This window comes from Streptomyces sp. NPDC002004 (assembly GCF_053593975.1).
This window is the reverse complement of the sequence record NZ_JBSFDP010000046.1, coordinates 17,229-39,800: the sequence shown is the minus strand read 5'-3', so window position 1 is coordinate 39,800 and position 22,572 is coordinate 17,229. Positions and strand designations below refer to the sequence as shown.

Below are 22,572 nucleotides of genomic sequence, written 5' to 3'. Positions count from 1 at the left end.
GCCCGGCGGGCTGGCCGACAGGCGGCCCGGCGGGCTGGCCGACAGGCGGCCCGGCGGGCTGGCCGACAGGCGGCCCGGCGGGCTGGCGGGCTGGCGGGCTGGCGGGCTGGCGGGCTGGCGGGCTGGCGGGTCATCCACCCACCTGATACCCACGGCCGTGTGCAAAGGTCCGAGGCCTCGCAGTCGCGCAGGGTACGCCTCGCGACGTGGCGAGGCAGGCGCAACCCTCCAGGACAGCCCCGCGCAGCACCAGCCAGTGATTCGCAGGCAGACCACACTCGACGAAGGCTGGTCGGCCCCCGCCGCACAGTGGCCCTACAGAATCTGGGCAGCTGCCGCGTCCAGGAACCTGTCCAAGGCGAGCCGCGCGGCTCTGCCGCGCTCGGCCCGGTCCTGTTCGTTCCGCGCGAGGTTCACCACGGTGGCGGCGTCCAGAGCGTCCTGGGCGAACCGGCTCAGGCCCAAGTCGCCGCACAGGAGCCGCACACGGCACAGCGCCGCGGTGGCATCCGCCCGAAGCCGGTAGGACTCCTCTCGTGCCTTCACGAACTCTGCGCTGGTGGGATCCGCCTGTTCCAGATGCCAGCGGTCGTTCTGGCTCCGCCGGAAGTCGGTGAGGGCGGCCGCCAGTTCGCTGTATGCGCTGGTCCGTTCGTGCCTCAGCTGCTGGCTTCGGGTGAATCGTTCGCTCTGCCTGGCGATGTGCCGTTGAAAAGTGAAAGTGAGCGTGGAACCGGCAAGGGTGCCGAACACGGCGACCAGGCTTGTCAGCACGGGATTCATGACCGCAGGCTCTCGCGCGAGGACGAGTACGGACAGGGCGCCCGGCGGAGCGGGGAGCCGCACGCAGACCCGTCTTCCCCCGGGCCAGCGACGGCGGCGCCTCTGGGCACGCCTGAGGCCCGAGGGCGAGCCCGGGCAAGACTGCCGGCTACATCGCCTCATGGCCAGGGAAACCATCCGCACCCCCTGCCGACGATCAGCTTCCCCACCCGCGCGCCTGACCGGACTGCTCGCCACCAGGAGCTGACGCGATCACGGCCCGGCGTGCCAGTCCCGCTCCAGATCGTCTGTGTCGCATAGGCTGCGAAGACGCCCATGCTGGCCTCCTGGGTAACGCGCGCGCGAGAGAGAACGCCTCCTGGCGGTGGCTCTTCGCGTCGGCCCGGATGGCGCGGCTGCCGGATGCGAGAAGGGGTGTGCCATGAGGTCCCCAGGCGTGCACCTACGGGAGATCACCGACGACAATCGGGACGCTGTTCGTGCCCTCCGGGTCCGACGTGACCAGAAGCAGTTCGTCGCCTCCGTGTCCAGGTCGCTCAAGGAGGCGGCGAAGAAACCGGAGGCCAATCCCTGGTACCGCGCCGTGTACCGCGGCGACGAGCCGGTCGGCTTCGTGATGCTGTCGTGGAAACCCCCGGCCGGCCCTTTCCAAGGGCGGCACTTCATCTGGCGCCTCCTCGTCGACAAGCGGTACCAGAAGCGAGGGATCGGCCAAGAGGCGCTCGCACAGGTCGCCGCCCTGGTGCGCGCGGACGGCGCGACCGAGCTGCTGACCAGCTACGAGCCCGGCGACGGCGAACCGTGGCCCTTCTACCAGAAGTTCGGCTTCGAGCCGACCGGGGAGATCGACGACGGCGAAATCGTTCTGCGGCTCACTTTCCCGGATCGGTGATCGTCGAGCCGAGCATGCCCTCGCCGTGATGTGCAGCAACACCGTGGCCTCCCCACCGTCCGAGTGCACCGCTGGGAGGCAGTCCCCGTTCTCGAACACCACGATGTTCGAGAACGGGTCGACGGGCACAAGGCGTTCCGCGCGATGCGTCCGGTGGACAGCCGCCGTCCCGGGCGGGCGCGGTGTCCTCGGTCATTCCGTGTCCGCCTTGTCGAGCCCGGTTGATCGAGGTTTCGCGGCGCCGGCAGCCGCGAGGACGGAGGCGGCTTGCTGTCAGGCCAGGACCCGGTCGAAGCCGATGGGAAGGTGCCGTGGTCCGCGCAGCACGGCACTGCTGCGGTAGGGCGGCGGATCCGCGAGCAGGCGTGCGTTGTCGAGCCGGCGGACGAGTTCGGTCAGCGCGATCTGCGCTTCCAGACGGGCCAGCGGTGCCCCGAAGCAGCTGTGCACACCACTGCCGAACCCGAGGTGCTCGATGTCGGGGCGATCGGGGTCGAAGCGGTCCGGGTCGGGGAACCGCAGCGGGTCGCGGTTCCCCGACGCGAGCACCAGGGCGATGGTGGATCCCTTCGGGATCGTGAGGTCTCCGATCTCGATGTCCGTCAGTGCGCCCCGTCTCGGAATGATCTGCACCGGCGGCTCGAAGCGGAGCAGTTCCTCGACCAGCCGTGGTGCACGCTCGGGCTCCCGGCGCAGCTGCTCCCACTGGTCCGGCCGCCGCAGCAGGGTGAGCATGCCGTTGGTGATGAGGTTGACCGTGGTCTCGTGGCCGGCGATGAGCAGCAGGACCGCGGTGACCACGAGTTCGAGACGGCTGAGCGGGCCGCCCTTGCCCCCGTCGTCCGTGGCGAGTCGGAAGAGCATGCCGTCCTCGGTCTTCCCGGCGCCCTTCTCGATGAGCTCGTTGATGTAGAAGGCGAGTTCCTTTCGGGTCTCGGCGCCTTCCTGGATTCTGATGGACGGGTCCTCGCCGGGCCTGGGGTCGATCGAGGCGACCAGTTTGTCGGCCCAGGTCCGGAAGCGCGGTTCGTCCTCGTGCGGGACGCCCAGCAGCCGGCAGATGACGGTCACGGGGAAGGGGTAGGCGAACGCGTCGACCAGGTCGACCTCTCCCCCGTCCGGGAAGGCGTCGATCAGCTTCGCGACCGTGGCCTCGAGTTCCTGCTGCATGTCCACGATCAGGGTGGGCGAGTGCGGGGGACCGAACTGCCGCATGGCCAGAGCGCGGATACGGTCGTGCTCCGGCGGGTCCATCCCGATGAAGCTCGGCGGGAACTGTCCTCCGGACGCGGCCTCCTGGTCGGCATGGGTGGAGGTGACGCGGGGGTCATGGAGCAGCGCCAGGATCTCGTGGTAGGTGCTGACGGCGTAGGTGCCGTCCTCCTGCCGGGAGACCGGTGTCCGGCGGAGCTCGGCGTACAGGGGATAGGGATCGGCTCGGCTTCCGTAGTCGAGGATCTGTCGCATCAGGGTTTCGCTGCCCATGTCGCCTCTCCTTTCGCCCCGGGCCGGTGCCGGAGGTACCCGGTGCGTCCGGCATTCTGACCGGGATCGAGGGCCGTGCGGGCTACCCGTGGCTGGGGCAGCGCAGGACGTCACCTGACCGGCTCACACGGGTACGCATTCGCCGGGGCTGACCGGGAGGACCTTCGGCGGATACATCACCGCCCGCCACGACTGTGAGGATGTTCAGGTACCGCTCCTGACGGTGGCTCACTGTCCCGGCCCATCGCAGCCGGTGTCCCGGATCAGCAGTGACCGCTCCCCGACCCCGTCGTCCCACCCGGTCGGCCCATCGACCGCGGGGCGGTGGCGCCGGTTGCCCGAGGGGTGGACGGCACGTCGCCATCCAGGTCGCCGCGAAGAGCGGCGCGGGCGAAGGCCACCATGGAGGCCAGGAGCAGCAGCGCAAGCGGCCCCCAGATCGCGGGGATCGCCCATAGCGGCCAGTCGTTGGCGTCCTGCACCCAGAGTGTCAGGATGGCCGCGACACCCATGCCCATGCCGTGCCAGCGCACTGTGGTCGCCGCTGTCGCGTGACGCCGGTCGCCCGACGCGAAGAGTGGCCACAACCCACCGACCAGGGCGGTCAGGCCGAAGGAGAGACAGGCCAGCGCACCGCCGAGTCGGTCCTCGGGCCATTCCACCGGACCGGAGGACGTCTGCTGTCGCCGCCCCGCGGCATCTTCTACCCGGACGACCTGCCCGTGCCAGATCAGGCCGACGACCTTGTCGCCGGGCTCCATCTCCGACACCACCGGAACGGTCTGACGGAACGTCACTTTCCATGGCTTACCGGACGGGAGCAACAGCTCCGCCTCCGGCGACGCGCCCCGCTCTCCCGTGTGCGGGTCGGCCGTGCGAACGGTGAACTTCTGCTGCCACAGGCACCCTGACGCCTTCACCGGGACGGACGCGCACTTCGGCGCGGCACGGAACTCCCGCTCCCGCTCCAGCGCTCCGCGGATCTCGAAGGCCATGGCCGCCCCCAGGACGAGTGCCACGACGGCGATCAGCAGCCATGCCACCGTCCCTGTCGCCTTGTGCTCCGCCGACCCCACCGTGCCCCCATCACCTTTCCCATGAACTCCCGCACGGATATTTGAACATGTCCGCCAATGGCGGCTCGTACCTGCTACCGGAGACAGAGGGGGTGGTGCAACAGGTCCAGACACGCGATCGCGCGCAAAGGGCCGTTCCCACCGACTAAGCGGCACTGACAGTGCCGCTCCCCCTTGCGGTGTCCGCGGTCTGCCAAAGGCGGTCGGTCCGGAAGCCGTCAGACCTCGCCGGAGCCGTACCGGTCGGTTCTCGCGCTTCGCCGTACTCCACGCCCGCCCACCCTGCGCCCGTCCACGGTGTACGAACGCCGCCTTTTCTCGGGCCCTTTGACAAATCTGCACGTCCGTCACCCACTCACCTAGGCTGTCCGCTGCAGAGGAGAACGGCATCTCCGGGAGAGCCAATGTTCAATGACTTCAGCTACGAATTGGGCCGCCGAGACCTCTCACGGTTCAAGGAGCGCCCCCCGCAGGAGACGTTCACGGCATTCGATCTGGAGTGGGATCTGCTGCCTGACGTCTGGCCCGGAAACGCGGTCGCCACGGGGCTGTTCACCACTTGGCTGCCGTACGAGGAAGCCGACTCCTTCCTCGAAATCGGCTGCGGAGCCGGGGTCACCGCGGTCATGGCGGCTCTGGGCGGCTGCTCTCGCGTGTGTGCGCTCGACATCAGCCCCGCGGCGGTCGAGAATTCCAGACTGAACGCCCGCCGTCATGGCGTGGACAAGAAACTCACCATTCTGCAGAGCGACCTGTTCTCCGGAATCGGCGGGTCCAGCACGTTCGATCTGGTCTACTGGAATTCGCCGTTCGTCGAGGCGCCGGCCGACCATCGGTACGAGAGCCAGATCGACTACGCCGCCTTCGATGCCGGCTATGCCATGCACCAGAGGTTCTTCACCGACGCGGGCCGCTACCTGGCCGACGACGCGCGCATCTTCCTCGGCTTCAGCGAAACTCTGGGCAACGCGGCGCGAGTCGGGGAGCTCTCCGCGCGAGCCGGATTCACCTCCTCCGTGTACCGGCAGGAGGTGCTCAGCCTGCCTGTCGGCCCTCCCGGTGCGGGAGGCTCCGACAGCGAGAACCACCAGATGGACATCGACTACGTGCTCTACGAGTTCCACCGGTCATGACCGAGGCCGTGACGAAGAGCGCCGATCCCGATCTGTGAGTCGGCGGTGGCGATGGTGAGGAGCGTCCGGAACTGTTCGGCGACTCCGCGGGCCGTCACCGCCTCGAAGAGTTCGCTGTTGTACTCCAGGCGGCCGGAGTAACTGTCCTCGTCCCGGCTGATGCTCAGGGACAGGTCGACCTTCGCAGTCGCGGTGTCGCCGAACTCCCTGTCCACCTCGCATCCCGGCAGGATCAGCCCGCTCCCCTCGGCGTCCTGGTAGGCGAGCATGAGCTGGAAGAGCGGATTGAACCCCGGATCACGCACGGGGTTCAGCTCTTCGACCAGCACGTCGAACGGCACGTCCCGGTGAGCCATGACGTTCCTGCTCTCGTCGCGCGCCCTGTGCACCAATTCCCGGAAGGCCGGCGCACGGGACATGTCCACACGATGAACGACCGTGTTCGCGAACATCCCGATGAGCCGATAGTCGCTCTCCTCGTGCCGGCTCGTCACCGGCGTACCGATCACGGCTTCGGCCGCCCCTCCGCGCACATGGATCAGCGCCGCAAAGGCCGCCAGCAGCACGGCGAACGGAGTCGCACGGCATGCCCGGGCCAGCAGGCCGATACGCTCGGCCACCGGCGGCTCGATGCGGAAGCGCACATGCCCGCCGGCGAACCCCTGCACGGCCGGACGTGGACGGTCGGCCGGAAGGGTCGCGGGCGAGGGGACGTCGGCGAGCCGCTTGCGCCAGTAGTCCACCGCCCGGCAGAGCGACGGCTCCGCGAGCCGGGACGCCTGCCGCTCGGCGAAGTCGGCGTACTGCTCCGGCAGCGGCGGCAGTTCGGGGGGCACACCCTCGCACCAGGACCGGTAGCAGGCCGACAGCTCGCTCTCCAGAACGTGAAGCGACCCGCCATCGCACGCGATGTGATGGAGAGTGAGGCACAGCAGATGGCAACGGGGTGACAGCCGCAGCAGCAGCGGCCGGATCATCAGGTGGCGGGCCAGGTCGAAGGGCCGTCGGCCCTCCTCGGTGGCCAGCCGCTGCGCCTCGGCGAGCGGATCCTCGTGACCCGAGACATCCACGACGCCGATCCTCACCGGCTCCGCAGGCCGCACGAGCTGCCGCAGGACCCCTGACCGCACGCGGTAGACGGTGCGCAGGACGTCATGCCGGCGGACCACCTCGCTCAGCGAGCGTTCCAGCGCCACGACGTCCGGTTCGCCGTGGAGGCGGTAGATCAGCGGGATCGTATAGGCGGCGGTCCCCGCACAGAGCCGGTCGAGGACCCAGACACTCCGCTGTGCGGGCGAGACCTCGCGGTCATCGGTCACGGGAGACCTCGGTGGCCAGCCGCAGAACCGTGGGGTCGTAGAGGAAGTCGCCCAGTTCGATCTGTGCGGTGAACCTGTCGTTCACGCGGGAGACCAGGCGCATCGCCAGCAGCGAGTGCCCGCCGAGCGCGAAGAAGTCGTCGGTCACTCCCACCGAGCCGAGACCGAGCATCTCCGCGGTGAGCGCGGCCAGATCCCGCTCCAGGTCGGTGCGCGGTGCCACCGCGGCGGAGTCCGGACCGTCCGCCGGAACCGGAGGCAGTGCGGCCCTGTCCACCTTGCCGCTGGCGGTGAACGGCAGGCCGGGTGAGACCACGAAGGCTGACGGAATCATCCACTCGGGCAGCCGCCCGGCGAGGTACTCTCGCAGCCCGGTGGGCACGCTCGCGGACTCGGCCGGCACCACATGGGCGACCAGTCGGCGTTCGCCCGCCGTCCCGTCCGGGACCACGGCCGCCTGTCGTACGTCGGGGTGCGCACCCAGGACCGCTTCCACCTCGCCCGGCTCGACGCGGTAGCCGCGGATCTTGACCTGGTTGTCGACACGGCCCAGGAAGTCGAGGGTCCCGTTCGCAAGGACCCGCACCCTGTCCCCGGTGCGGTACATCGTCGCCCCGTCCTGCGTGGCGAAGGGGTCGGGCAGGAACTGCTCCTCGGTCTCCTCGGGCCGCCCCGCATACCCCCTGGCCACACCCGGGCCGCCGATGAACAGTTCGCCGGCCGCCCCGTCCGGTACGGGTTCCAGGTCCGCGTCGAGCACGTAGCACCGGGTGTTCGCGATCGGCGCGCCGATCGGTACCGACGTGGCGTCCGCCGGAACCGACCCGATCGGCCCGCAGACCGCGAAGGTGGTCGCTTCCGTAGGGCCGTAGGCGTTCAGGAAACGGTCGGGGCGCGCGGACGCCGGGCTCTCCACCAGCTGACGTGCCCGGGAGACACTCACCACGTCCCCGCCCACCAGCAGGTTCCTCAGACCGCCGAAGGTGTCGGGCCGGTCGCTCATCACCTCGGTGAACAGCGCCGCGGTGAGAAACAGGGTGGTGATGCGGTACGACGCCAGCGCCCGGCGCAGCTCACCGGGGGCCAGGACCGTCTCCGCGGGAATCACGCCTAGTGTGCCGCCGTTCAGCAGCGCACCCCAGACCTCGAAGGTGAAGACGTCGAACGACGGGTCCGCGACCTGGGCGATGCGCTCGTCGGGTCCGAGGTCCACGTAGTCGGTGTCGCAGACCAGGCGCAGCACCGAGCGGTGTTCGATCATGACCCCTTTGGGCCTGCCCGTCGATCCGGACGTGAACAGGACGTACGCCAGGGAGCGGGGGCCCGCCGATAGCGGTACGGGCTCGGTCCTGTCCTGCTCTGCGGCCCGGCGGAGCTCCTCCCCCGTGACGACGACCGTCGCATCGGTGTCGGCCAGCATGTCCTGCTGCCGCTGCCGGGGATAGCCGGGGTTCACGGGCACATAGGCACCGCCCGCCTTGAGGATGGCGAGGAGGGCCGTGACCAGTTCATGGCCACGCTCCAGCAGCACGCCCACCCGGGTCTCGGCGCTTACGCCGCGGTCGCGCAGCAGGTGGGCGAGCCGGTTCGAGCGCTCGTCGAGCTCGGTGTACGTGAGGGTGTGCTCGCCGTCGACGACGGCGATCGCCCGGGGGTACGCCCGCACCTGTTCGGCGAAGCGTGCCGGGATCGACGACTCGGCTGGAAAGGGTGTCGTGGCACCACGCAATATGCCCAATGGGGTTCCTCCAGTCAGCGGTTCGGAGTGCCGGTATCGGGACTCGGCCGGCTGGTCGGCCATGTCGCCGTGTGCGGCCGCAGCGGCGTGGGGTCAGGGTGACGCCGCATCGGCGGTTTCCGCGGCGAGTGCTCGCAGCGCCCGCCGGTCCGTCTTGCCGTTGGCGTTGAGGGGCATGGCCTTGAGGTGCAGAAACCGGCGCGGCACCAGATGGATCGGCAGGCTCGCACGCAGGGCGCGCACCAGATCGCGCCGCGGCACGGGCTGCCCCGTGTAGCAGGCGACGAGCTCGGCCACGCCGTCACGGTGGGCGGCGACCACGACGGCGTCGTTCACCTCGGGCAACAGCCGCAGCGCCGCTTCCACTTCGCCCGGTTCCACTCGGAAGCCCCGGATCTTCAGCTGGTCGTCCAGCCGCCCCAGATGGACCAGCTGTCCGTCCTCCAGCCCGACCCGGTCTCCCGTGCGGAAGTAGTGCTCGGGACCTGGTCGACCGGTGTCCGGGTGACCGAGGAAGCGTCCCGCGTCGTCCTGCGCGTCCAGATAGCCGTCGAATCGCTGGGGGCCACGGATGCACAGCTCGCCGGTCTCCTTGACGATCAGATGCTCCAGACCGTCGTAGATGCGGCCGATGGGCACGGTGCCGTTGGCGGTGCGCGGCCATGCGCGGGCGTCGCGGGGCAGCCGGAACACCGCACATCCGACGGAGACTTCGCTGGGCCCGTAGCCGTTGTCGACGGTGGAGTCCGGTACCACGTCGAGCCAGGCCCGCACCTGGTCGTACGTGAGCTGTTCGCCGCCGAAATAGCTGTGGCGCAGCGTGGTCGGCCGCCCCGAGGAGAGCCTGCCGAGCTGGGCGCTGACCGACACGGCCGAAGGCACCGAGAACCAGTGCGTCAGCCTCCGGCCCGCCACGTAGTCGATCGGGCTGAACATCTCGGTCCGGTTCGGCACAACCAGCACCGCTCCGCCGCCCCAGGTGACGAAGAGGTCATGGACGGAAGGGTCGAAGGTCAGGTCGAAGGTGTGCGACATACGGCACCCGGGGGCGACCGCGTGGCGGGCGATGGAGTGCCGGACGAAGGGCAGAACGTGACGGTGCTTGATCGGTATGCCCTTGGGGCGACCGGTCGTGCCCGAGGTGAACAGCACATAGGCCGGCCGCTCCGGATCCGCCCGGTGCGCCGGCAGTCGGCCCCTCGGCGACGCGGCCAGCACGTCGTCGTCGGTCAGCGACAGGACGGGAAGGCCGTCCGTCCACTCCCGTCCACGGCGGTCCCACACGGTCGCGTCGGCCACCACCAGGTCCACATCGGCCTGCTGGCACATGCGCCGGCTGCGTGAGGCGGGGTGGTCGGGGTTCAGGGGCACGACGGCTGCGCCGAGCCGCAGCGCGGCCAGGTAACCGGCGAAGGCCACCGTGCTGCGCGTGGCGAACAGGCCCACCCGCGCCGCCGAGGGGTGTGCGTCCCGGATGAGTTCGGCGACCGCTTCCGCGGTGCGCTCGAGGCGACGGTAGGTCAGTGTCCGGTCCGGCAATTCGACGGCGGGAGCGTCGGGTTGGCGGTCGGCGGTGCCCGCGAACACCTGGTAGAGGGTCCCGGTCACAGGTCCCCCGCCAGCAGTTCCACCTGGGCGCGCACCGTGTAGTGCCGGAACAGGTCCGTGGCCTGCAGGCTGTGGCCGGTCAGTCCTCGCAGCTCCTCCCACAGCATCACCAGCAGCATCGAGTTGCCGCCGACGTCGAAGAACCCCTTGTCCAGGGGTACGTCCTCGACGTCGATGCCCAGTATCTCGGCCCAGGCGTCGACGACCGCGGCGAGCAGTCCGTCCTCGTCGGTCATCTCGGCACCCTCCCTTCCGCCAGGGCGGACACGGTTGACCGCGGGTTCTCCGTCACCGCGGCGAGCAGCCTCTCGTACCGCTGCGCCACCTCCGCGACGGTCTCGGGGTCGAACAGCTCCCGGTCGTACTCCCAGATCAGCTCGATGTCTCCGGACGGCTCCCCGCCGCCCTGCCCGATCGCCTGTTCGGCGCGGGGGACGGCGATGACGCCGAGATCGAACTTGGCGCTCCCGTTGGCGACGGCGACGGTGACGTCGGCCTCCAGGCCCGGCATCCTCAGGGCGCCCAGAGGCGAGTCGTGGAAGGCGAACATCACCTCGCACAGCGGCTGACGGCCCGGCAGCCGCTGCGGCCGAAGGGCGGCGACCACGCGGTCGAACGGGATGTCCTGGTTCTGCAGCGCGCCGAGGGTCGTCATGCGAACCGGGGCGAGCAGCTCGCGGAAGGGCGGATCGCCTCGCAGATCGGCGCGCAGTGCCACGGTGTTGACCAGCATGCCGAGCAGCCGCTCGGTCTCGGGCCGGCTGCGGGCCGCGATGCCCGTTCCGACGCAGAAGTCCTCCTTGCCGGACCAGCCGTGCAGCAGTACCTCGAAGGCGGCGAGCATCACCGTGAACAGCGAGACCCGTTCGCGCCGGGCCAGCTCACGGACCCGGTCGGCGAGTGGGGCCGGGATGGTGAACCGGGGGGCGTCGCCGGTGAAGCGGCGCGCCGCGGTACGGGGGTGGTCGGTCGGCAGGTCGAGGTAGTGGGGGACTCCGTCGAGCTGCCGCTTCCAGTAGGCGAGTTGCCGTTCCGCCTCCGGTCCGTCCAGCCACGCTCGCTGGAAGGCCACGAACTCGGCGTACTGGAGTTCGGGCTCGGGCAGCTGCGACGGCCTGCCCGCGGCGTAGGCGTCGAGCAGGGCCCACAGTTCGTCGACGAAGACGTTGAAGGCCCAGCCGTCGTGGATCAGATGGTGCTCCAGATGGAGCAGGACGTACCGGTCGGATTTCGTCCGCAGTAGTCGCCAGGAGACCAGGGGAAGGCGCCGGAAGGGGATGTCCACGGCCACGGCCGCCCGGATCGCCTCATCCGCGGCCGCTTCGGGGTCGGGCGCGTCACGCAGATCGTCGACGGGTAACTCGACGGGGAATGGCGGGTGCACGACCTGCAGGGGACCGTCGGGCCCGTCGATGAAGGTCGTACGGTAGATCTCGTGCCTGCGGACCACTTCGGTCAGGGCTCGGGCGAGGGCATCGGAGTCGAGAGCGCCGGAGAACTCGATCGTCGCCTGGAACTGGTAGGCGCGCATGCCCGGGTGGAGCTGCAGGAGGAACCACAACCGCTCCTGCGAGGGCGACAGAGGCGCGGGTGTGCCACGGTCGACCGGGCGGACCGGCGCAACCCCTCCGGAGGCGTGAATGGTCCGACCGCTCATAGGTGAGTCCCTACTTCAGGTGGCCATGATCACATCCAGTACAGGTGAGCCCCCTCTCCCTGTCAACGAACGCAGACCTGTTCCCACGGCACCGCGGCGACCGGTCGTGCGCGCCGAAGAAGGGGGGTCCTGATGACCGTGACGGCCTGGTGACCCGCAGCGGGTTATGGCGCTCGGAGGACTTCCTGCGGCTCTGGGCCGCCCAGTCCATCAGTGAGACGGGAACCCAGATCGGCCAGCTGGCGGTTCCCCTGCTCGCCGTGGGCACCCTGCACGCCTCCGCCACCGAGCTGGGCTTCCTCTCCAGCGCCCGTATGCTGCCCTTCCTCCTGCTCTCCCTGCCGGCCGGGGCGGTGCTGGACCGGATGCGCCGACTGCCGGTTCTCGTCGTGTCCGACATGTGCCGCGCGCTCCTCCTGGCCGGGGTCCCGGTGGCGTACGCCCTGGACGTGCTCTCGCTCACCCAGCTCTATTCCGCCGTCCTGCTCGTCGGGGCCTTCACCGTGACGTTCGACGTCTCCTACCAGAGCTTTCTGCCCGCCCTGGTACGCCGGGAGGAGCTGGCCGACGCCAACACCAGGCTCACCGCGAGCAGTTCGGTGGCCGAGATGGCGGGACCGGCCGCGGCCGGCATCCTGGCCGGCTCCATCGGCGCCGCCGCGACCGTACTGCTGGACGCGCTCAGCTTCCTCGCCTCGGGCCTGCTGTGCCGGGCGATCCGGCACAAGGAGCCCGCGCCGGAGGGTACCGGCGCGGCGGGCGCGCGTTCGCTGTACAAGGAGATGGGCGAGGGCCTCGGCTTCGTGCTGCGCCGGCCCGTGCTCCGTGCGGCTGCCGCCAGTGCCGGTCTGGTCAACCTCGGCTGGTCGATGCTCGTGGTGCTGCTGACGCTGTACATGGTGCGGACGCTCGGCTACTCCTCCACCTTGGTCGGCCTGGTCTTCGCGGTCGGCGGTGCAGGACTCGTGATCGGGGCCCTGTGCACGGGACGTCTCATCGAACGCCTGGGATACGGCCGTACGATCGCGGGCGGTGTCGCGCTCTGTGCGGTCGGCATGGCCGTGCTCCCCGCCGCCTCCCCGGGGTTGTCGTTCGTGTTCCTCGCCGGTGGACAGTTCGTGTTCGGCTTCGGGGTGTCGCTGTTCAACATCGCCCAAATGACGCTGCGTCAGTCCCTCACCCCCGACCGGTTGCGCGGCCGGGTGAACGCGTCGATGCGGTTCGTCATCTGGAGCACGATCGCGGTCGGCGGCCCGCTCGCGGGCTTCCTCGCCGAAGCGGCGGGGACCCGGGCCGCCATCGCCGTCGGTGCGGCGGTCGGTGCCCTGTCCTGGCTGCCGCTGCTGGGCTCGTCGATGCTCTCCCTGCGCGCGCTTCCCGCGGCACATCCGGAGGCCTGAGCTCTCACACACCCCGCAGTGCGGCCCAGTCGATCTCCAGACCCGTGGTCCACAGCCGGCCCGCCGCGACCAGCAGCAGTTCTCGTTCCGTGCGGCTCTCGAACTGGCCCGGCAGCGTCTGGACGACCGACGCCGTCGAGTCCGCAGGCCGACCGGGATGCTGCCGGGCGAGCCGGGACAGCATCTGTCCCGGGCCCAGCTCGATCAGCAGAGGGTCGGGCAGCCGCCACAGCTCGGCCACCTCGTCGGCGAACCGGATCGGATGGCTCAGCTGCCGCGCCCAGTAGGCGGGAGCGGTCGCCTCCTCGTCGCGCAGCCATGTCCCGGTCACGTTGGACAGCACGGGCAGGTCCGGCGGCCTGAGCGCCATCGTGGTGAGCAGCTCTTCCAGGGGCTCGGCCAGCGGCCTTGTCATCGCCGAGTGGAAGGCGTGCGAGGTCGCGAGGCGACGACAGGCAGCGCCGGTGGCGGTGAGCTTCCGCGCGGTCTCCTCGATGGCCTCGGCCGGTCCGGACAGCACGGTCTGCTCGGGTCCGTTCAACGCGGCGAGCGACACCGGTCCGCCGACATACCGCGCCACCGCCTCGGGCCCGGCCATGACGGCGAGCATGGCACCCGTCGGCAGCGCGTCGACGAGCTGGGCGCGGCGTGCGACCAGCCGCAGAGCGTCCTCCAGCGAGAACACCCCGGCGACCGTGGCCGCCGCGTACTCGCCGACGCTGTACCCGGCCAGAGCGGACGGCCCGGCACCGAGGCCGGTCAGGGCCCGTGCCAGCGCGTACTGCAGTGCGAACATCAGGGGCTGGGCCACGACCGTACGGTGGATCTCCTGGGTGGTCCCGCGCCGGTCGAAGAGGGCGGCCAGGTCGGGCCGACCGCCGGGGGCCGTGTGCGGCTCCGGCGGAAACAGCAGTGGGCTCAGCGCCAGGCCGTGCTCGACCGCGAGCAGTTGGAGGCACCGGTCGAGCTCCCGGCGGAAGGACGGCAGGCACCGGTGGAGTCCGGCTCCCAGTCCGGGGTACTGGTCCCCGACCCCGGAGAACAGGAACACACGGGTCGTCCGCCGCCCGGGGCCGCCGGTGAACACATGGCGAGGATCGCGCCGGCGCAGCCGCCGCGCCGCGTCCGCCGCGCCGCTCGCGACCATCGCGCGTCGCCAGGGCCCCGACGACACCGGCGCGTCGGGGCCCTCCGCCAGCTGCGCGAACGCGGTGTCATCAAGGCCGTCCAGCTGTGACCCGAGCGCATCGGTGGCCAGTTCGAGGGCGGCACGCGTCGGAGCCGACAGCATCAGCAGCCGAGGATGTCCGGTCACGGCGCCACGGCCCTTCTCACGTGCGCGGGCCAGCCGGCGGGATCGACGCCGTGCCGGCAGAGGAAGGCGTAGGCGAACCGTTCCAGGCCGAACCCGGCGCAGCCGCTGAAGACCGCCTCGTCCGTGTCGGCGCGGATCCCGAACGACGTGCCGAAGAGCTGCTCGTGGTAGTTGAACGAGGCTACGGCGACATCGCGTCCCTCCTCCAGCGGGAGCCGCAGCTCGTACTTCAGCTCCAGCATCCGTTGGGACCACGTGCGCACCGCGGTGCTCTCGTTGAGGAAGAACGGATCGCCGGCCACCTCGCACCGGCCGCCGAGGCCGAGCGACTCCATCAGGGCATACGTGCGTTCCATCAGCCGGGTGCGGGCGCCCAGCACGAAGTCCGGCGGACCGAGAAAGACGATCTCGCGGATGGTGAAGTCCCACAGCCGTTCGAGGGAACGGCGATAGCGGGACTCGTGCCGGAACGACTTGCCACGTGAGGTCACCACCATCGACTCGGTGGGCAGCCGCCCGTCGGCGTACTGGTGGTAGGTGTGGAAGCACATGGTCGGCGGCAGGCAGTGGTCGAAGTCTCCGCTGTGGACACGCAGCGCCCGTGACAGGTCCCCGCCCTCCGCGCAGGCGTCCAGGAAGTCCCGGTAGGTGTCGGCGTCCCCGTGCAGCCGGGTGACGAACATGAGCAGCTGCGGGAAGGACTCGACGTAACCGGTGCGGCGCAGTGCCCGTGCCGGGATCAGCGTCGGGTAGCGGAACTCCCGGGCGTCGAACTCGTCCATGACCAGGGCGCGTACGGCGGAGTCGAGATGGTCCATCAGTGACAGGACGGGCTCGCCGAGCGCGACCTGGCCCTCGCCGAGCTCTGCGGCGGCGCCACGGTCCAGCAGTTCGGCGAAGACGTCCCTGGCCGGCCCGGCGGCGGTGGACCGCCACACGACCTTCGGTTCGACCTGCCGCTGGCCGAGTACGTCGTTGGCGACGACGAGGTGCAGCTTGCGGGTGAGTGCGCCCGTGTCGACAGGGCCGGACGTTCCCGTGGTCACGTCGACGGCCGTGATCTCGTCCCCGGAGCGGACCAGGGTGAAGCCGGTGATGGTGTCGGAGACGAAGTAGATGCGCTTCGCCAGCTCTTCGGCGAGCGCACCCGGCACCGGTGCGGCGAGCGGAATCCTGGTCATCGTGGTCGGTCCGAGGACAACGACCCCTGCACGCCCAGAAGTTCGGCGAGGATGCCGCGCTGTACGGCGTTCGTGCCGGCATAGATGGGGCCGCCGAGCGCGTCACGCAGCTCCCGCTCGATTCCGTCGTCGGTCAGATACCCGCGTGCTCCGTGGACCTCGACCGCCGCAGTCGCGGACCGCACCAGGCTCTCGCTGACGAAGATCTTGGCCATGGTGGCCTCGAGCAGGGCCAGCCGGCCCTCGCGTTTCAGCCAGCCCACCTTGTACAGCAGCATACGGGCCAGCTCCAGCCTGATCTTCATATCCGCGATCGGGTGGGACACGGCCTGGAAGGTGCCGATCGAACGGCCGAACTGCTGACGGGAGTTGGCATGGCGTACCGAAGTCTCCAGAAGCCGCTCCATGGCCCCGACCTGGGAGGCGAACGTGAAGGACCGCTCCCATTCGATGGACGAGGTGAACACCGGATAGCCGGCGCCCTCCCGCCCGAGCAGGTTTTCCGCCGGTACCGGGGTGCCGTCGAACTCGACGACTCCCATCGCCGTGGTCCGCAGCCCCATCTTCGGCAGCTCGCGCTTCTTGACGACGCCGGGCAGGTCACCGGTGACGATGAACGCTGACAGCTGGTTCTGTGCCCTGCCCCCGTCGCCGGTACGGGCGAGGACGACGAAGACGTCGGCGACGGGGCCGTTGCTGATGAAGCATTTGGTGCCGTGCAGGCGGTAGCCGTCGCCTTCGCGGCGCGCGGATGTGGTCAGCCCGAGGAGGTCCGACCCCGCCTCGGGCTCCGACAGCGCCTGGGCTCCGATCAGCCTGCCCTCGCACAGGCCTGGGAGGAATCGCTGCTTCTGCCGGTCGGTACCGTGCAGCAGCAGGTGGATCACACAGCCCCAGAGGTGGTTGTTGACGGCGAACACCAGCCCGTTGTCCCGGCAGCCGTAGCCGAGTGCCTCCAGGGCGACGACGGTGGTCAGCGGGTCGAAGCCACTCCCCCCGTATTCCTCGGGCACCGGCCAGCCCAGCACCCCGTAGTCCGCGCACCGCCGCCAGTCCTCCCGCGGGAAGCGGCCCTCGCGGTCGTCCTCGGCCACGTCCCGGCCGAGTTCGCGCTGGGCGAAGGCAATGACCTCCTTGCGCAGCCGACGCTGCTGCGCGGTCAGTTCGAAGTCCACGCGACGCCTTCCGCAGGGGCCCGCTTGCGGTCGACGAAGCCGGCGATGGCGTCGATCGTCGAGAAGTTCGCGAAGTCGAGGTCCCCGCCGCCCACCCGCAGGCCGAAGGTCTCCTCGACCCACATCACGAGCTGGACGGCGAACAGCGAGTTCACATGTCCGCCCGCGAAGAGGTCCTCGTCGTCCTCGACCGGCACGTCGTGCACGTGCGCGGAGATGAACTCGCGTATCCGCTGCTTGTCGCCCTCAGCCACGCTTCGGTCCTTCCGACTCGTAGGAATGGAAGCCCTGTCCCGTCTTCCTGCCGTGCAGACCGGCGTCGGTGAGCTTGCGAAGCAGCGGACACGGCCGGTACTTGGGATCGTTGAAGGCCTCGTAGAGGACCTCCAGTGAGAGCAGCACGGTGTCCAGTCCGATGAGGTCCGCGGTCTCCAGCGGTCCCATCGGGTGTCCGAAGCACTCCTTGAAGAGCCGGTCGATGTCCGCGGCGGAGGAGACGCCCTCGTGGAGCAGGAAGATCGCCTCGTTGAGGGTGAGCATCAGCACCCGGTTGGTGACGAAGCCCGGTGAGTCGGCCACCACGACGTGCTTTCTGCCGACCCCGTCCAGCAGGGTCCGGGTCCGCGACACGGTGTCGTCCGACGTGTGGTGGCCGCGGATCAGCTCGACGGTGGGTTTGAGCGGGGCCGGATTCATGAAGTGCGTGCCGATCACGCGGTCCGGTCTGGTGGTGGCGGCCGCGACACGGGTGATGGGGATCGCGGACGTGTTGACGCCGAAGGGGACATCGGGCGGGCACAGGGAGTCGAGCTCGCCGTAGAGCGGGCGCTTGATCTCCCAGTCCTCGGTGGTGTTCTCGATCAGGAAGTCGGCCTTGCCCAGCTGCTCGGGGTCGGTGGTGAACAGGATGCGTCCGGTGACTTCTTCCGGCTCGCGCACGGGTGTGCCCGGCCGGACGAGCGGAGCGAGCCGTACGTTCCTGGCGATGACGGCGCGTGCGGATTCGAGGATGTGATCCGCGACGTCCACGAGCACGATCTCGTGCCCTTGCTCGGCGAAGAGCTGCGCGACACCACTTCCCATGGTGCCCGCGCCCACGACGCCTATCCGGTCCACGCACGGCCTCCTTTCTTCGGGTTGTGACACAGGTGCGGTCGAGGAGTCATCGTGAGGTCGTCGCCAGCACTGTCTCCCGCACGGCGCGCAGCGCTTCGGCCCGGCTTTCGCGGAAGTGGAAGTGGCCGCCGGGCAGGAGTCTGACCTCGGTCGGGCCGCGGGTGTGCGCAGCCCAGTCGGCGGCCCCGCGCGTCCACGGCTCCCGAGTGCCCGCGAGGACCGTGACCCCGCAGTCGAGGCGGACGTCCGGCGTGGAGCGGTAGCTCTCCAGGAGGGTGAAGTCCGCCCGGAAGCAGGCGAGTGCGTGCTCCCGCAGGCCGGGGTCGTCCCTCAGGTGGTCCAGGGGCTCGTCCCAGCGTCGCTCGATCTCGTCGAGCAGGTCGTCGTCGGGCAACAGGTGGACCGGTTCCCGGACGGGCGGGAGGGGCGGCGCGGGGCACGAGGACACGATCAGCGCGCCCGGCTGGGCTCGGCCCCGTCTGCTCAGCTCCTTCGCCGTCTCGAACGCCACCAGCGCCCCGAGGCTGTGACCGAAGAACACGAACGGCCCGTCGAAGGGGACGGCCTGTACCAAGGAGTCCACCAGCGGTCCCATTCGGGTGAAGGGAGGCTCGTCGAGGCGTGTGGTGCGGCCGGGCAGGTGCACTCCCCACACCTGCACCCCGGTCAGGTCGTCCGACCACCGCACGTACTCGCCCGGCGATCCGCCGGCGTGCGGGAAGCAGTAGAGAGAGGTGACGGCGTCCGGCCGGCGGTGACGGCGGACGGTCCAGCGCGTCATCGAACGCCTCCCGCGGTGGTGCGCGCGTCGATCAGCGCGGCGAGCCGGGCGGCCGTGGGGGCCTCGAAAAGGGTGCGGGGCACGAGTTCCACCGGGAAGACCTCCCGGGCCCGCACGACGAATCGCGTGGCGATCAGGGAGTCTCCCCCGAGATCGAAGAAGCTCTCGTCGGGCTCGACCTCCGGAAGCTGGAGGATCTCGGCGAACAGCGCCGTGACCAGGCCGAGTGTTCCGCTGCCCGCGGGCCGCGCGGACGCGGAGGCGTTCTCGGTGCCGACGGGACCAGGAGGGGGCTGCTCCGCCTCCACGAGGTAGCGCTGTCCTTCGAAGGGGTAGGTGGGCAGGGCGACCCGCTGCGGACGGCGCCCTCGGTGCACCGCCGTCCAGTCGATCCTCGCACCGGAAAGCCACAGCTCCCCCAGGGCGCGGAGCAGGGCCTGTTCGCCGACCGGTGTCCGGTCGGCCGCCATGTCCAGGACGATACGGCCGAGTCCGTCCCGCGGCGTGGCCGCGGTGCCGTCCGTGCGTGGCCGTTGTCGTAAGTACGCGGCCCAGTACGCCGGATCCGTGGCCTGGACCGGCGACGTGCGTTCCGCCGCGCCAGTCGTCCGCAGCGTGATCGCCGGTGTGCGAGGGGCGGTTCGCCGGATCAGATCCTCCAGTTGCGTCGGCTCGGTCACTTGGGGCGCCTCGGTCACCAGGCGGGCGGCGTCCGCCGCCCGGAACACCCCGGCCACGGTCGCCGCCGCCAGCGCCCCGACTTCTTCGCCCTCGGCCGCGGCCGGCTCGACGCCCCAGCTCTGCCACAGCCGGGCGAGGGCGTACCGGCCTGCGAATGTGATCAGGGGCGCGGGTCCGTCGGCGCCGGTGCGGAAGACGTCCCCGGCACCGCACTCCTCGGCAGCCTCCCGGAACGTCGCCTCGGTCTCGTAGAGGCGTGCCCAACTCCGGTGCTCCGTACGGAGATCGGCCACCGGCGGGAACCGGAAGGTCACCGGTCGCGAGCGGGTCTCTCCCCCGGCGGTGACGAGCCGGTCCGGATGGCGGCCGGCCAGGACGCGGGCTGCGTCCGCGGTGCTGCTGACGAGGGCGAACCTCCGGTACGGGTGTTCCGGGCGACCGGTCTGAAGGGTCCAGGCCGTGTCGGCAAGTGGTGTGGCGGCACTGGTGCGCAGGTGTTCGCCCAGTCGGCTGCCGACGGTCGCCAGCGCGGTCGGTGTTCTCGCCGACAGCGGCAGCACCTGCCAGGAGCGCTCGGGCGGCGCGGAGTCGTGCCGTTCGGGTGGCTGTTCCAGGACCGCGTGCGCATTGGTCCCGCCCAGGCCGAAGGAGCTGACGCCGGCGCGCCGCGGCATCCCGTTGGACAGCCATTCCCGCGGACGCACGACCACTTGGAACGGGCTGGTCTCGAAGTCGATCTCGGGGTGGGGCGCCGTGTAGTGCAGGCTCGGCGGGATCACCGCGTGCTTCAGCGCGAGGACCGTCTTGACCAGCCCGGCCACACCTGCGGCGGCGTCGGTGTGGCCGATGTTGGTCTTCACGGATCCGATGCCGCAGAATCCACGGCGGTCGGTGCCGCGCCGGAACGCCTTGACCAGGGCCGCGACCTCGACCGGATCACCCAGCGGAGTACCCGTTCCATGTGCCTCCACGTAGGTGCAGGTATCCGGGGCCACGCCTGCCGCCCGCTGAGCGGTCTCGATCACGGCGGCCTGTCCGTCGACGCCGGGGGCGGTGAAACCGATGCGGTCGGCGCCGTCGTTGTTCACCGCGGACCCTCGGATGACCGCATCCACCCGATCCCCGTCGGCCAGCGCATCCACCAGCCGCCTCAGCACCACGATGCCCGCTCCGTCGCCGCCCACGACCCCGCGGGCGCCTGCGTCGAAGGCCCGGCAGACACCGTCCGGTGCCTGGATTCCCCCGGCACTCGCCACATCCGGCACGAGCGGGAGACGGATGGTGACGCCTCCGGCCAGTGCGAGGTCGCAGTCCCCGCTGATGAGACCCTGCACCGCCAGGTGCACGGCGACCAACGAGGTGGCGCAGGCGGCCTGTACCGCGACGGCGGGGCCGCGCAGCCCCAGCTTGTGGGCGACCCGGCTGCAGAGGAAGTCGGCTCCGTTGGCGACGCGGATCTCCCAGTCGGACACCGAAGGCAGCTGCGTCTGTTGTGACGTGAGGATGTGCGCATACGCGTTCTCACTGCTGCCCGCGTAGACACCGACGGAACCGGAGTAACGCGCGGGGTCGTAACCTGCGTTTTCGAGCGCTTCCACGGCGCATTCCAGGAAGACGCGGTGCTGCGGGTTGATGAGCCGGGCCTCTCGGGGTGACACACCGAAGTAGTCCGCGTCGAACCGGTCGGGGTCCTCCAGCAGCCCACGCGCCGCAATGCCCCGGGCCCCGGCGACTCTTGTGACCGAGTCCGTTCCGTCGAGCAGGTTCCGCCAGAACTCGTCGGGATCGCGTGCTCCGGGAAAGCGGCAGGCCAGGCCGATCACGGCGATGTGGTCGGTTTCGGCCTCCTGCCGCGGGACATTGCTGCACTCCCTAGGACTCGTCACGGATCACCGACCTCTTGGAAGTGAGACGCACATGCCCTGAGATCGGCCACACTACTTTTCCGCCTCAGGAAAATGAAGGCCCATTGCTACGTATCGAACAGGGGGTCACGAGCGCCTTCGGGAGAAATCCCGGGCAGGTCGACTCTGTTGGGGAGAATGGAGAGTTCCTTCGCCCACCCTTGCCTGAGCGCCGGAATGGTCGTCGTATCCGACTCTCTTTCGGCGGGGAATTTCACCGTGCCGCTCGCCAGGTTCCGTTCACCGGGTCGGTCCTCCGCAGCTCGCCTGCCAGCCGCTCCCATTCCTTGGCGTAGTGACTCGCCACCTCGGCGACGGCCCGTGCGCAGTGCGGCGGGACGGACTCCAGCAACTGCTCACCCGCTGCCAGTGCCTGGGCCTGACCGTTGAGCCAGCGCAGCAGAGCGCGACCGCTGTCCGTGAAGCGGATCGACGGATCGTTGGAGAGGGTGTGCAGGGCCCGCGCCCGTGGCCGTGCGACGTCGGGCGGGAGCCGTTCCGGCGGACTGGGGACCGACGTCAGATGGCTTACCTGGCGCGCCGCCGCGACCGGCCCCGAAGAGGTGGCCGGGGTGCCTTCCTCCGGCCATGACGCTTCCGGTGGCGCCGAGGTCTGCCCGCGCTGGAGCTCGGCCGGTGGACCGGACCGCAGTTCCTGACGCATGCGGTGCACCGTGCTGATGGAGACGCCGGCCTCCTGCGCGACCTCGCGCAGCGTGACGTCCGGCCGTGCCGTCAGCAGTGCCAGAGCCTTCTCCCGTCGCTGCGGCATGTCGACCGGGCGCGCCCGTCCATCCCTTCCGACCCGCGCGGTGGTCGACTGGTTCGACTGTGGAGATTCCTCACTCGAACACCTCCCCCGCGCAGCGCCCACGGTCTTCGGCGACACTCCCGCCACCGCGGCGATGGCTCGGTCCGACCAGTGGGGATGGGAGGCGAGAATGCGGGCCACGGCCGCTTTGCGGTCCTTGAGGGTCAGGGGAAGGCCATGGCTGGTATTGGCCTGCACGGACCGGACGAACAGCTCGGCCGACGAGCCCTCCACGTAGCGGACGGCGATGTCGCGCCGACCACGTAGGATCGCCGCCTGCAGCCGGTGCATACCGTCCACCACGCGACCGGCTTCCCGGTGCACCAGGATCGGCTCGAACTCCTTCCCACAGGCAGCGAGGACCTGCACATGGTCGTGGCTCAGGCCGTCGAGGCGTGGTGAGTCCGCCGGCAGCAGGGATCCCACCGATGCCGTGTGGATCGTCGACTCCGATTCCTGGAGCAAGCGTGCTGTCCTCTCCTTCGGTCTGCGGCCTCAACTCGTCGTTTCCCCCTCC

The 22,572-nt window shown here is 70.1% G+C and carries 19 protein-coding genes; 3 read left to right on the top strand and 16 right to left on the bottom strand.

Going from position 1 to position 22,572, the window contains the following annotated elements; genetic code table 11:
* Positions 1 to 315: 315 nt before the first annotated feature.
* The gene (locus ACWCP6_RS34340; protein ID WP_450936554.1) at positions 316 to 783 is read right to left on the bottom strand and encodes a hypothetical protein; all 468 of its coding nucleotides are present in this window, start codon (positions 781 to 783) and stop codon (positions 316 to 318) included.
* Between the two features lie 421 nt (positions 784 to 1,204).
* Here ACWCP6_RS34340 and ACWCP6_RS34335 point away from each other — a divergent pair, with 421 nt between their 5' ends.
* A complete protein-coding gene (locus ACWCP6_RS34335; protein ID WP_450936553.1) occupies positions 1,205 to 1,675 on the top strand; it encodes a GNAT family N-acetyltransferase in 471 nt (156 codons plus the stop codon).
* A gap of 273 nt (positions 1,676 to 1,948) precedes the next feature.
* On the opposite strand, the gene ACWCP6_RS34330 is transcribed toward ACWCP6_RS34335, so the two are convergent.
* Positions 1,949 to 3,160 carry a cytochrome P450 gene (locus ACWCP6_RS34330; RefSeq protein WP_450936552.1) on the bottom strand — a complete coding sequence of 404 codons (1,212 nt, stop codon included), beginning with the start codon at positions 3,158 to 3,160 and terminating at the stop codon, positions 1,949 to 1,951.
* Between the two features lie 263 nt (positions 3,161 to 3,423).
* Positions 3,424 to 4,236: a hypothetical protein gene (locus ACWCP6_RS34325; protein ID WP_450936551.1), complete on the bottom strand. Its 813-nt coding sequence runs from the start codon at positions 4,234 to 4,236 to the stop codon at positions 3,424 to 3,426.
* Positions 4,237 to 4,640: 404 nt separating this feature from the next.
* On the opposite strand from ACWCP6_RS34325, the gene ACWCP6_RS34320 reads away from it, so the two are divergent.
* Positions 4,641 to 5,369 carry a methyltransferase gene (locus ACWCP6_RS34320; protein WP_450936550.1) on the top strand — a complete coding sequence of 243 codons (729 nt, stop codon included), beginning with the start codon at positions 4,641 to 4,643 and terminating at the stop codon, positions 5,367 to 5,369.
* Here the strand turns inward: ACWCP6_RS34320 and ACWCP6_RS34315 are convergent.
* The 5 genes from ACWCP6_RS34315 to ACWCP6_RS34295 all read right to left on the bottom strand — a co-directional run bounded on the left by ACWCP6_RS34315 (position 5,348) and on the right by ACWCP6_RS34295 (position 11,691).
* Positions 5,348 to 6,688: a condensation domain-containing protein gene (locus ACWCP6_RS34315; protein WP_450936549.1), complete on the bottom strand. Its 1,341-nt coding sequence runs from the start codon at positions 6,686 to 6,688 to the stop codon at positions 5,348 to 5,350. The genes ACWCP6_RS34320 and ACWCP6_RS34315 overlap by 22 nt on opposite strands.
* The gene (locus tag ACWCP6_RS34310; RefSeq protein ID WP_450936548.1) at positions 6,678 to 8,426 is read right to left on the bottom strand and encodes a non-ribosomal peptide synthetase; all 1,749 of its coding nucleotides are present in this window, start codon (positions 8,424 to 8,426) and stop codon (positions 6,678 to 6,680) included. Before ACWCP6_RS34310 ends, ACWCP6_RS34315 begins: the two co-directional genes overlap by 11 nt.
* A 93-nt stretch (positions 8,427 to 8,519) precedes the next feature.
* Positions 8,520 to 10,034 carry an AMP-binding protein gene (locus ACWCP6_RS34305; protein WP_450936547.1) on the bottom strand — a complete coding sequence of 505 codons (1,515 nt, stop codon included), beginning with the start codon at positions 10,032 to 10,034 and terminating at the stop codon, positions 8,520 to 8,522.
* Positions 10,031 to 10,270 (bottom strand): acyl carrier protein, encoded by a 240-nt coding sequence (locus ACWCP6_RS34300; RefSeq protein WP_450936546.1) that lies wholly within the window; start codon positions 10,268 to 10,270, stop codon positions 10,031 to 10,033. The genes ACWCP6_RS34305 and ACWCP6_RS34300 overlap by 4 nt, the downstream gene beginning before the upstream one ends.
* The gene (locus tag ACWCP6_RS34295) at positions 10,267 to 11,691 is read right to left on the bottom strand and encodes a condensation domain-containing protein (RefSeq protein ID WP_450936545.1); all 1,425 of its coding nucleotides are present in this window, start codon (positions 11,689 to 11,691) and stop codon (positions 10,267 to 10,269) included. The genes ACWCP6_RS34300 and ACWCP6_RS34295 overlap by 4 nt, the downstream gene beginning before the upstream one ends.
* Positions 11,692 to 11,840: 149 nt before the next feature.
* Between ACWCP6_RS34295 and ACWCP6_RS34290 the strand changes: the two genes are divergently transcribed.
* Complete coding sequence (locus tag ACWCP6_RS34290; protein ID WP_450936544.1) at positions 11,841 to 13,091, top strand: MFS transporter; 1,251 nt, start codon at positions 11,841 to 11,843, stop codon at positions 13,089 to 13,091.
* Between the two features lie 4 nt (positions 13,092 to 13,095).
* Here ACWCP6_RS34290 and ACWCP6_RS34285 read toward each other — a convergent pair whose 3' ends face one another.
* The 8 genes from ACWCP6_RS34285 to ACWCP6_RS34250 all read right to left on the bottom strand — a co-directional run bounded on the left by ACWCP6_RS34285 (position 13,096) and on the right by ACWCP6_RS34250 (position 22,520).
* The gene (locus ACWCP6_RS34285) at positions 13,096 to 14,406 is read right to left on the bottom strand and encodes an acyltransferase domain-containing protein (RefSeq protein WP_450936543.1); all 1,311 of its coding nucleotides are present in this window, start codon (positions 14,404 to 14,406) and stop codon (positions 13,096 to 13,098) included.
* A complete protein-coding gene (locus tag ACWCP6_RS34280) occupies positions 14,403 to 15,587 on the bottom strand; it encodes a hypothetical protein (RefSeq protein WP_450936542.1) in 1,185 nt (394 codons plus the stop codon). Before ACWCP6_RS34280 ends, ACWCP6_RS34285 begins: the two co-directional genes overlap by 4 nt.
* On the bottom strand, positions 15,584 to 16,762 hold the full coding sequence (locus tag ACWCP6_RS34275; RefSeq protein WP_450936541.1) for an acyl-CoA dehydrogenase family protein: 1,179 nt from the start codon (positions 16,760 to 16,762) through the stop codon (positions 15,584 to 15,586). Before ACWCP6_RS34275 ends, ACWCP6_RS34280 begins: the two co-directional genes overlap by 4 nt.
* Positions 16,747 to 17,016 carry an acyl carrier protein gene (locus tag ACWCP6_RS34270; protein ID WP_450936540.1) on the bottom strand — a complete coding sequence of 90 codons (270 nt, stop codon included), beginning with the start codon at positions 17,014 to 17,016 and terminating at the stop codon, positions 16,747 to 16,749. Before ACWCP6_RS34270 ends, ACWCP6_RS34275 begins: the two co-directional genes overlap by 16 nt.
* The gene (locus ACWCP6_RS34265) at positions 17,009 to 17,878 is read right to left on the bottom strand and encodes a 3-hydroxyacyl-CoA dehydrogenase family protein (RefSeq protein WP_450936539.1); all 870 of its coding nucleotides are present in this window, start codon (positions 17,876 to 17,878) and stop codon (positions 17,009 to 17,011) included. The genes ACWCP6_RS34270 and ACWCP6_RS34265 overlap by 8 nt, the downstream gene beginning before the upstream one ends.
* A gap of 46 nt (positions 17,879 to 17,924) precedes the next feature.
* Entirely contained in the window at positions 17,925 to 18,659 is a 735-nt protein-coding gene (locus tag ACWCP6_RS34260; RefSeq protein ID WP_450936538.1) for a thioesterase II family protein, read from the bottom strand.
* Positions 18,656 to 21,226, bottom strand: coding sequence for a type I polyketide synthase (locus tag ACWCP6_RS34255; RefSeq protein WP_450936537.1), 2,571 nt, complete (start codon positions 21,224 to 21,226; stop codon positions 18,656 to 18,658). The genes ACWCP6_RS34260 and ACWCP6_RS34255 overlap by 4 nt, the downstream gene beginning before the upstream one ends.
* Positions 21,227 to 21,458: 232 nt before the next feature.
* Positions 21,459 to 22,520, bottom strand: coding sequence for a helix-turn-helix domain-containing protein (locus ACWCP6_RS34250; protein WP_450936536.1), 1,062 nt, complete (start codon positions 22,518 to 22,520; stop codon positions 21,459 to 21,461).
* Positions 22,521 to 22,572: the final 52 nt, after the last annotated feature.

Bases quoted from the DNA above. Each gene is read 5' to 3' on its own strand.
- ACWCP6_RS34260 (WP_450936538.1), bottom strand. From the start codon at position 18,659: ATGACGCGCTGGACCGTCCGCCGTCACCGCCGGCCGGACGCCGTCACC.
- ACWCP6_RS34295 (WP_450936545.1), bottom strand. From the start codon at position 11,691: ATGAGCGGTCGGACCATTCACGCCTCCGGAGGGGTTGCGCCGGTCCGC.
- ACWCP6_RS34335 (WP_450936553.1), top strand. From the start codon at position 1,205: ATGAGGTCCCCAGGCGTGCACCTACGGGAGATCACCGACGACAATCGG.
- ACWCP6_RS34320 (WP_450936550.1), top strand. From the start codon at position 4,641: ATGTTCAATGACTTCAGCTACGAATTGGGCCGCCGAGACCTCTCACGG.
- ACWCP6_RS34340 (WP_450936554.1), bottom strand. From the start codon at position 783: ATGAATCCCGTGCTGACAAGCCTGGTCGCCGTGTTCGGCACCCTTGCC.
- ACWCP6_RS34330 (WP_450936552.1), bottom strand. From the start codon at position 3,160: ATGGGCAGCGAAACCCTGATGCGACAGATCCTCGACTACGGAAGCCGA.
- ACWCP6_RS34300 (WP_450936546.1), bottom strand. From the start codon at position 10,270: ATGACCGACGAGGACGGACTGCTCGCCGCGGTCGTCGACGCCTGGGCC.
- ACWCP6_RS34280 (WP_450936542.1), bottom strand. From the start codon at position 15,587: ATGACCAGGATTCCGCTCGCCGCACCGGTGCCGGGTGCGCTCGCCGAA.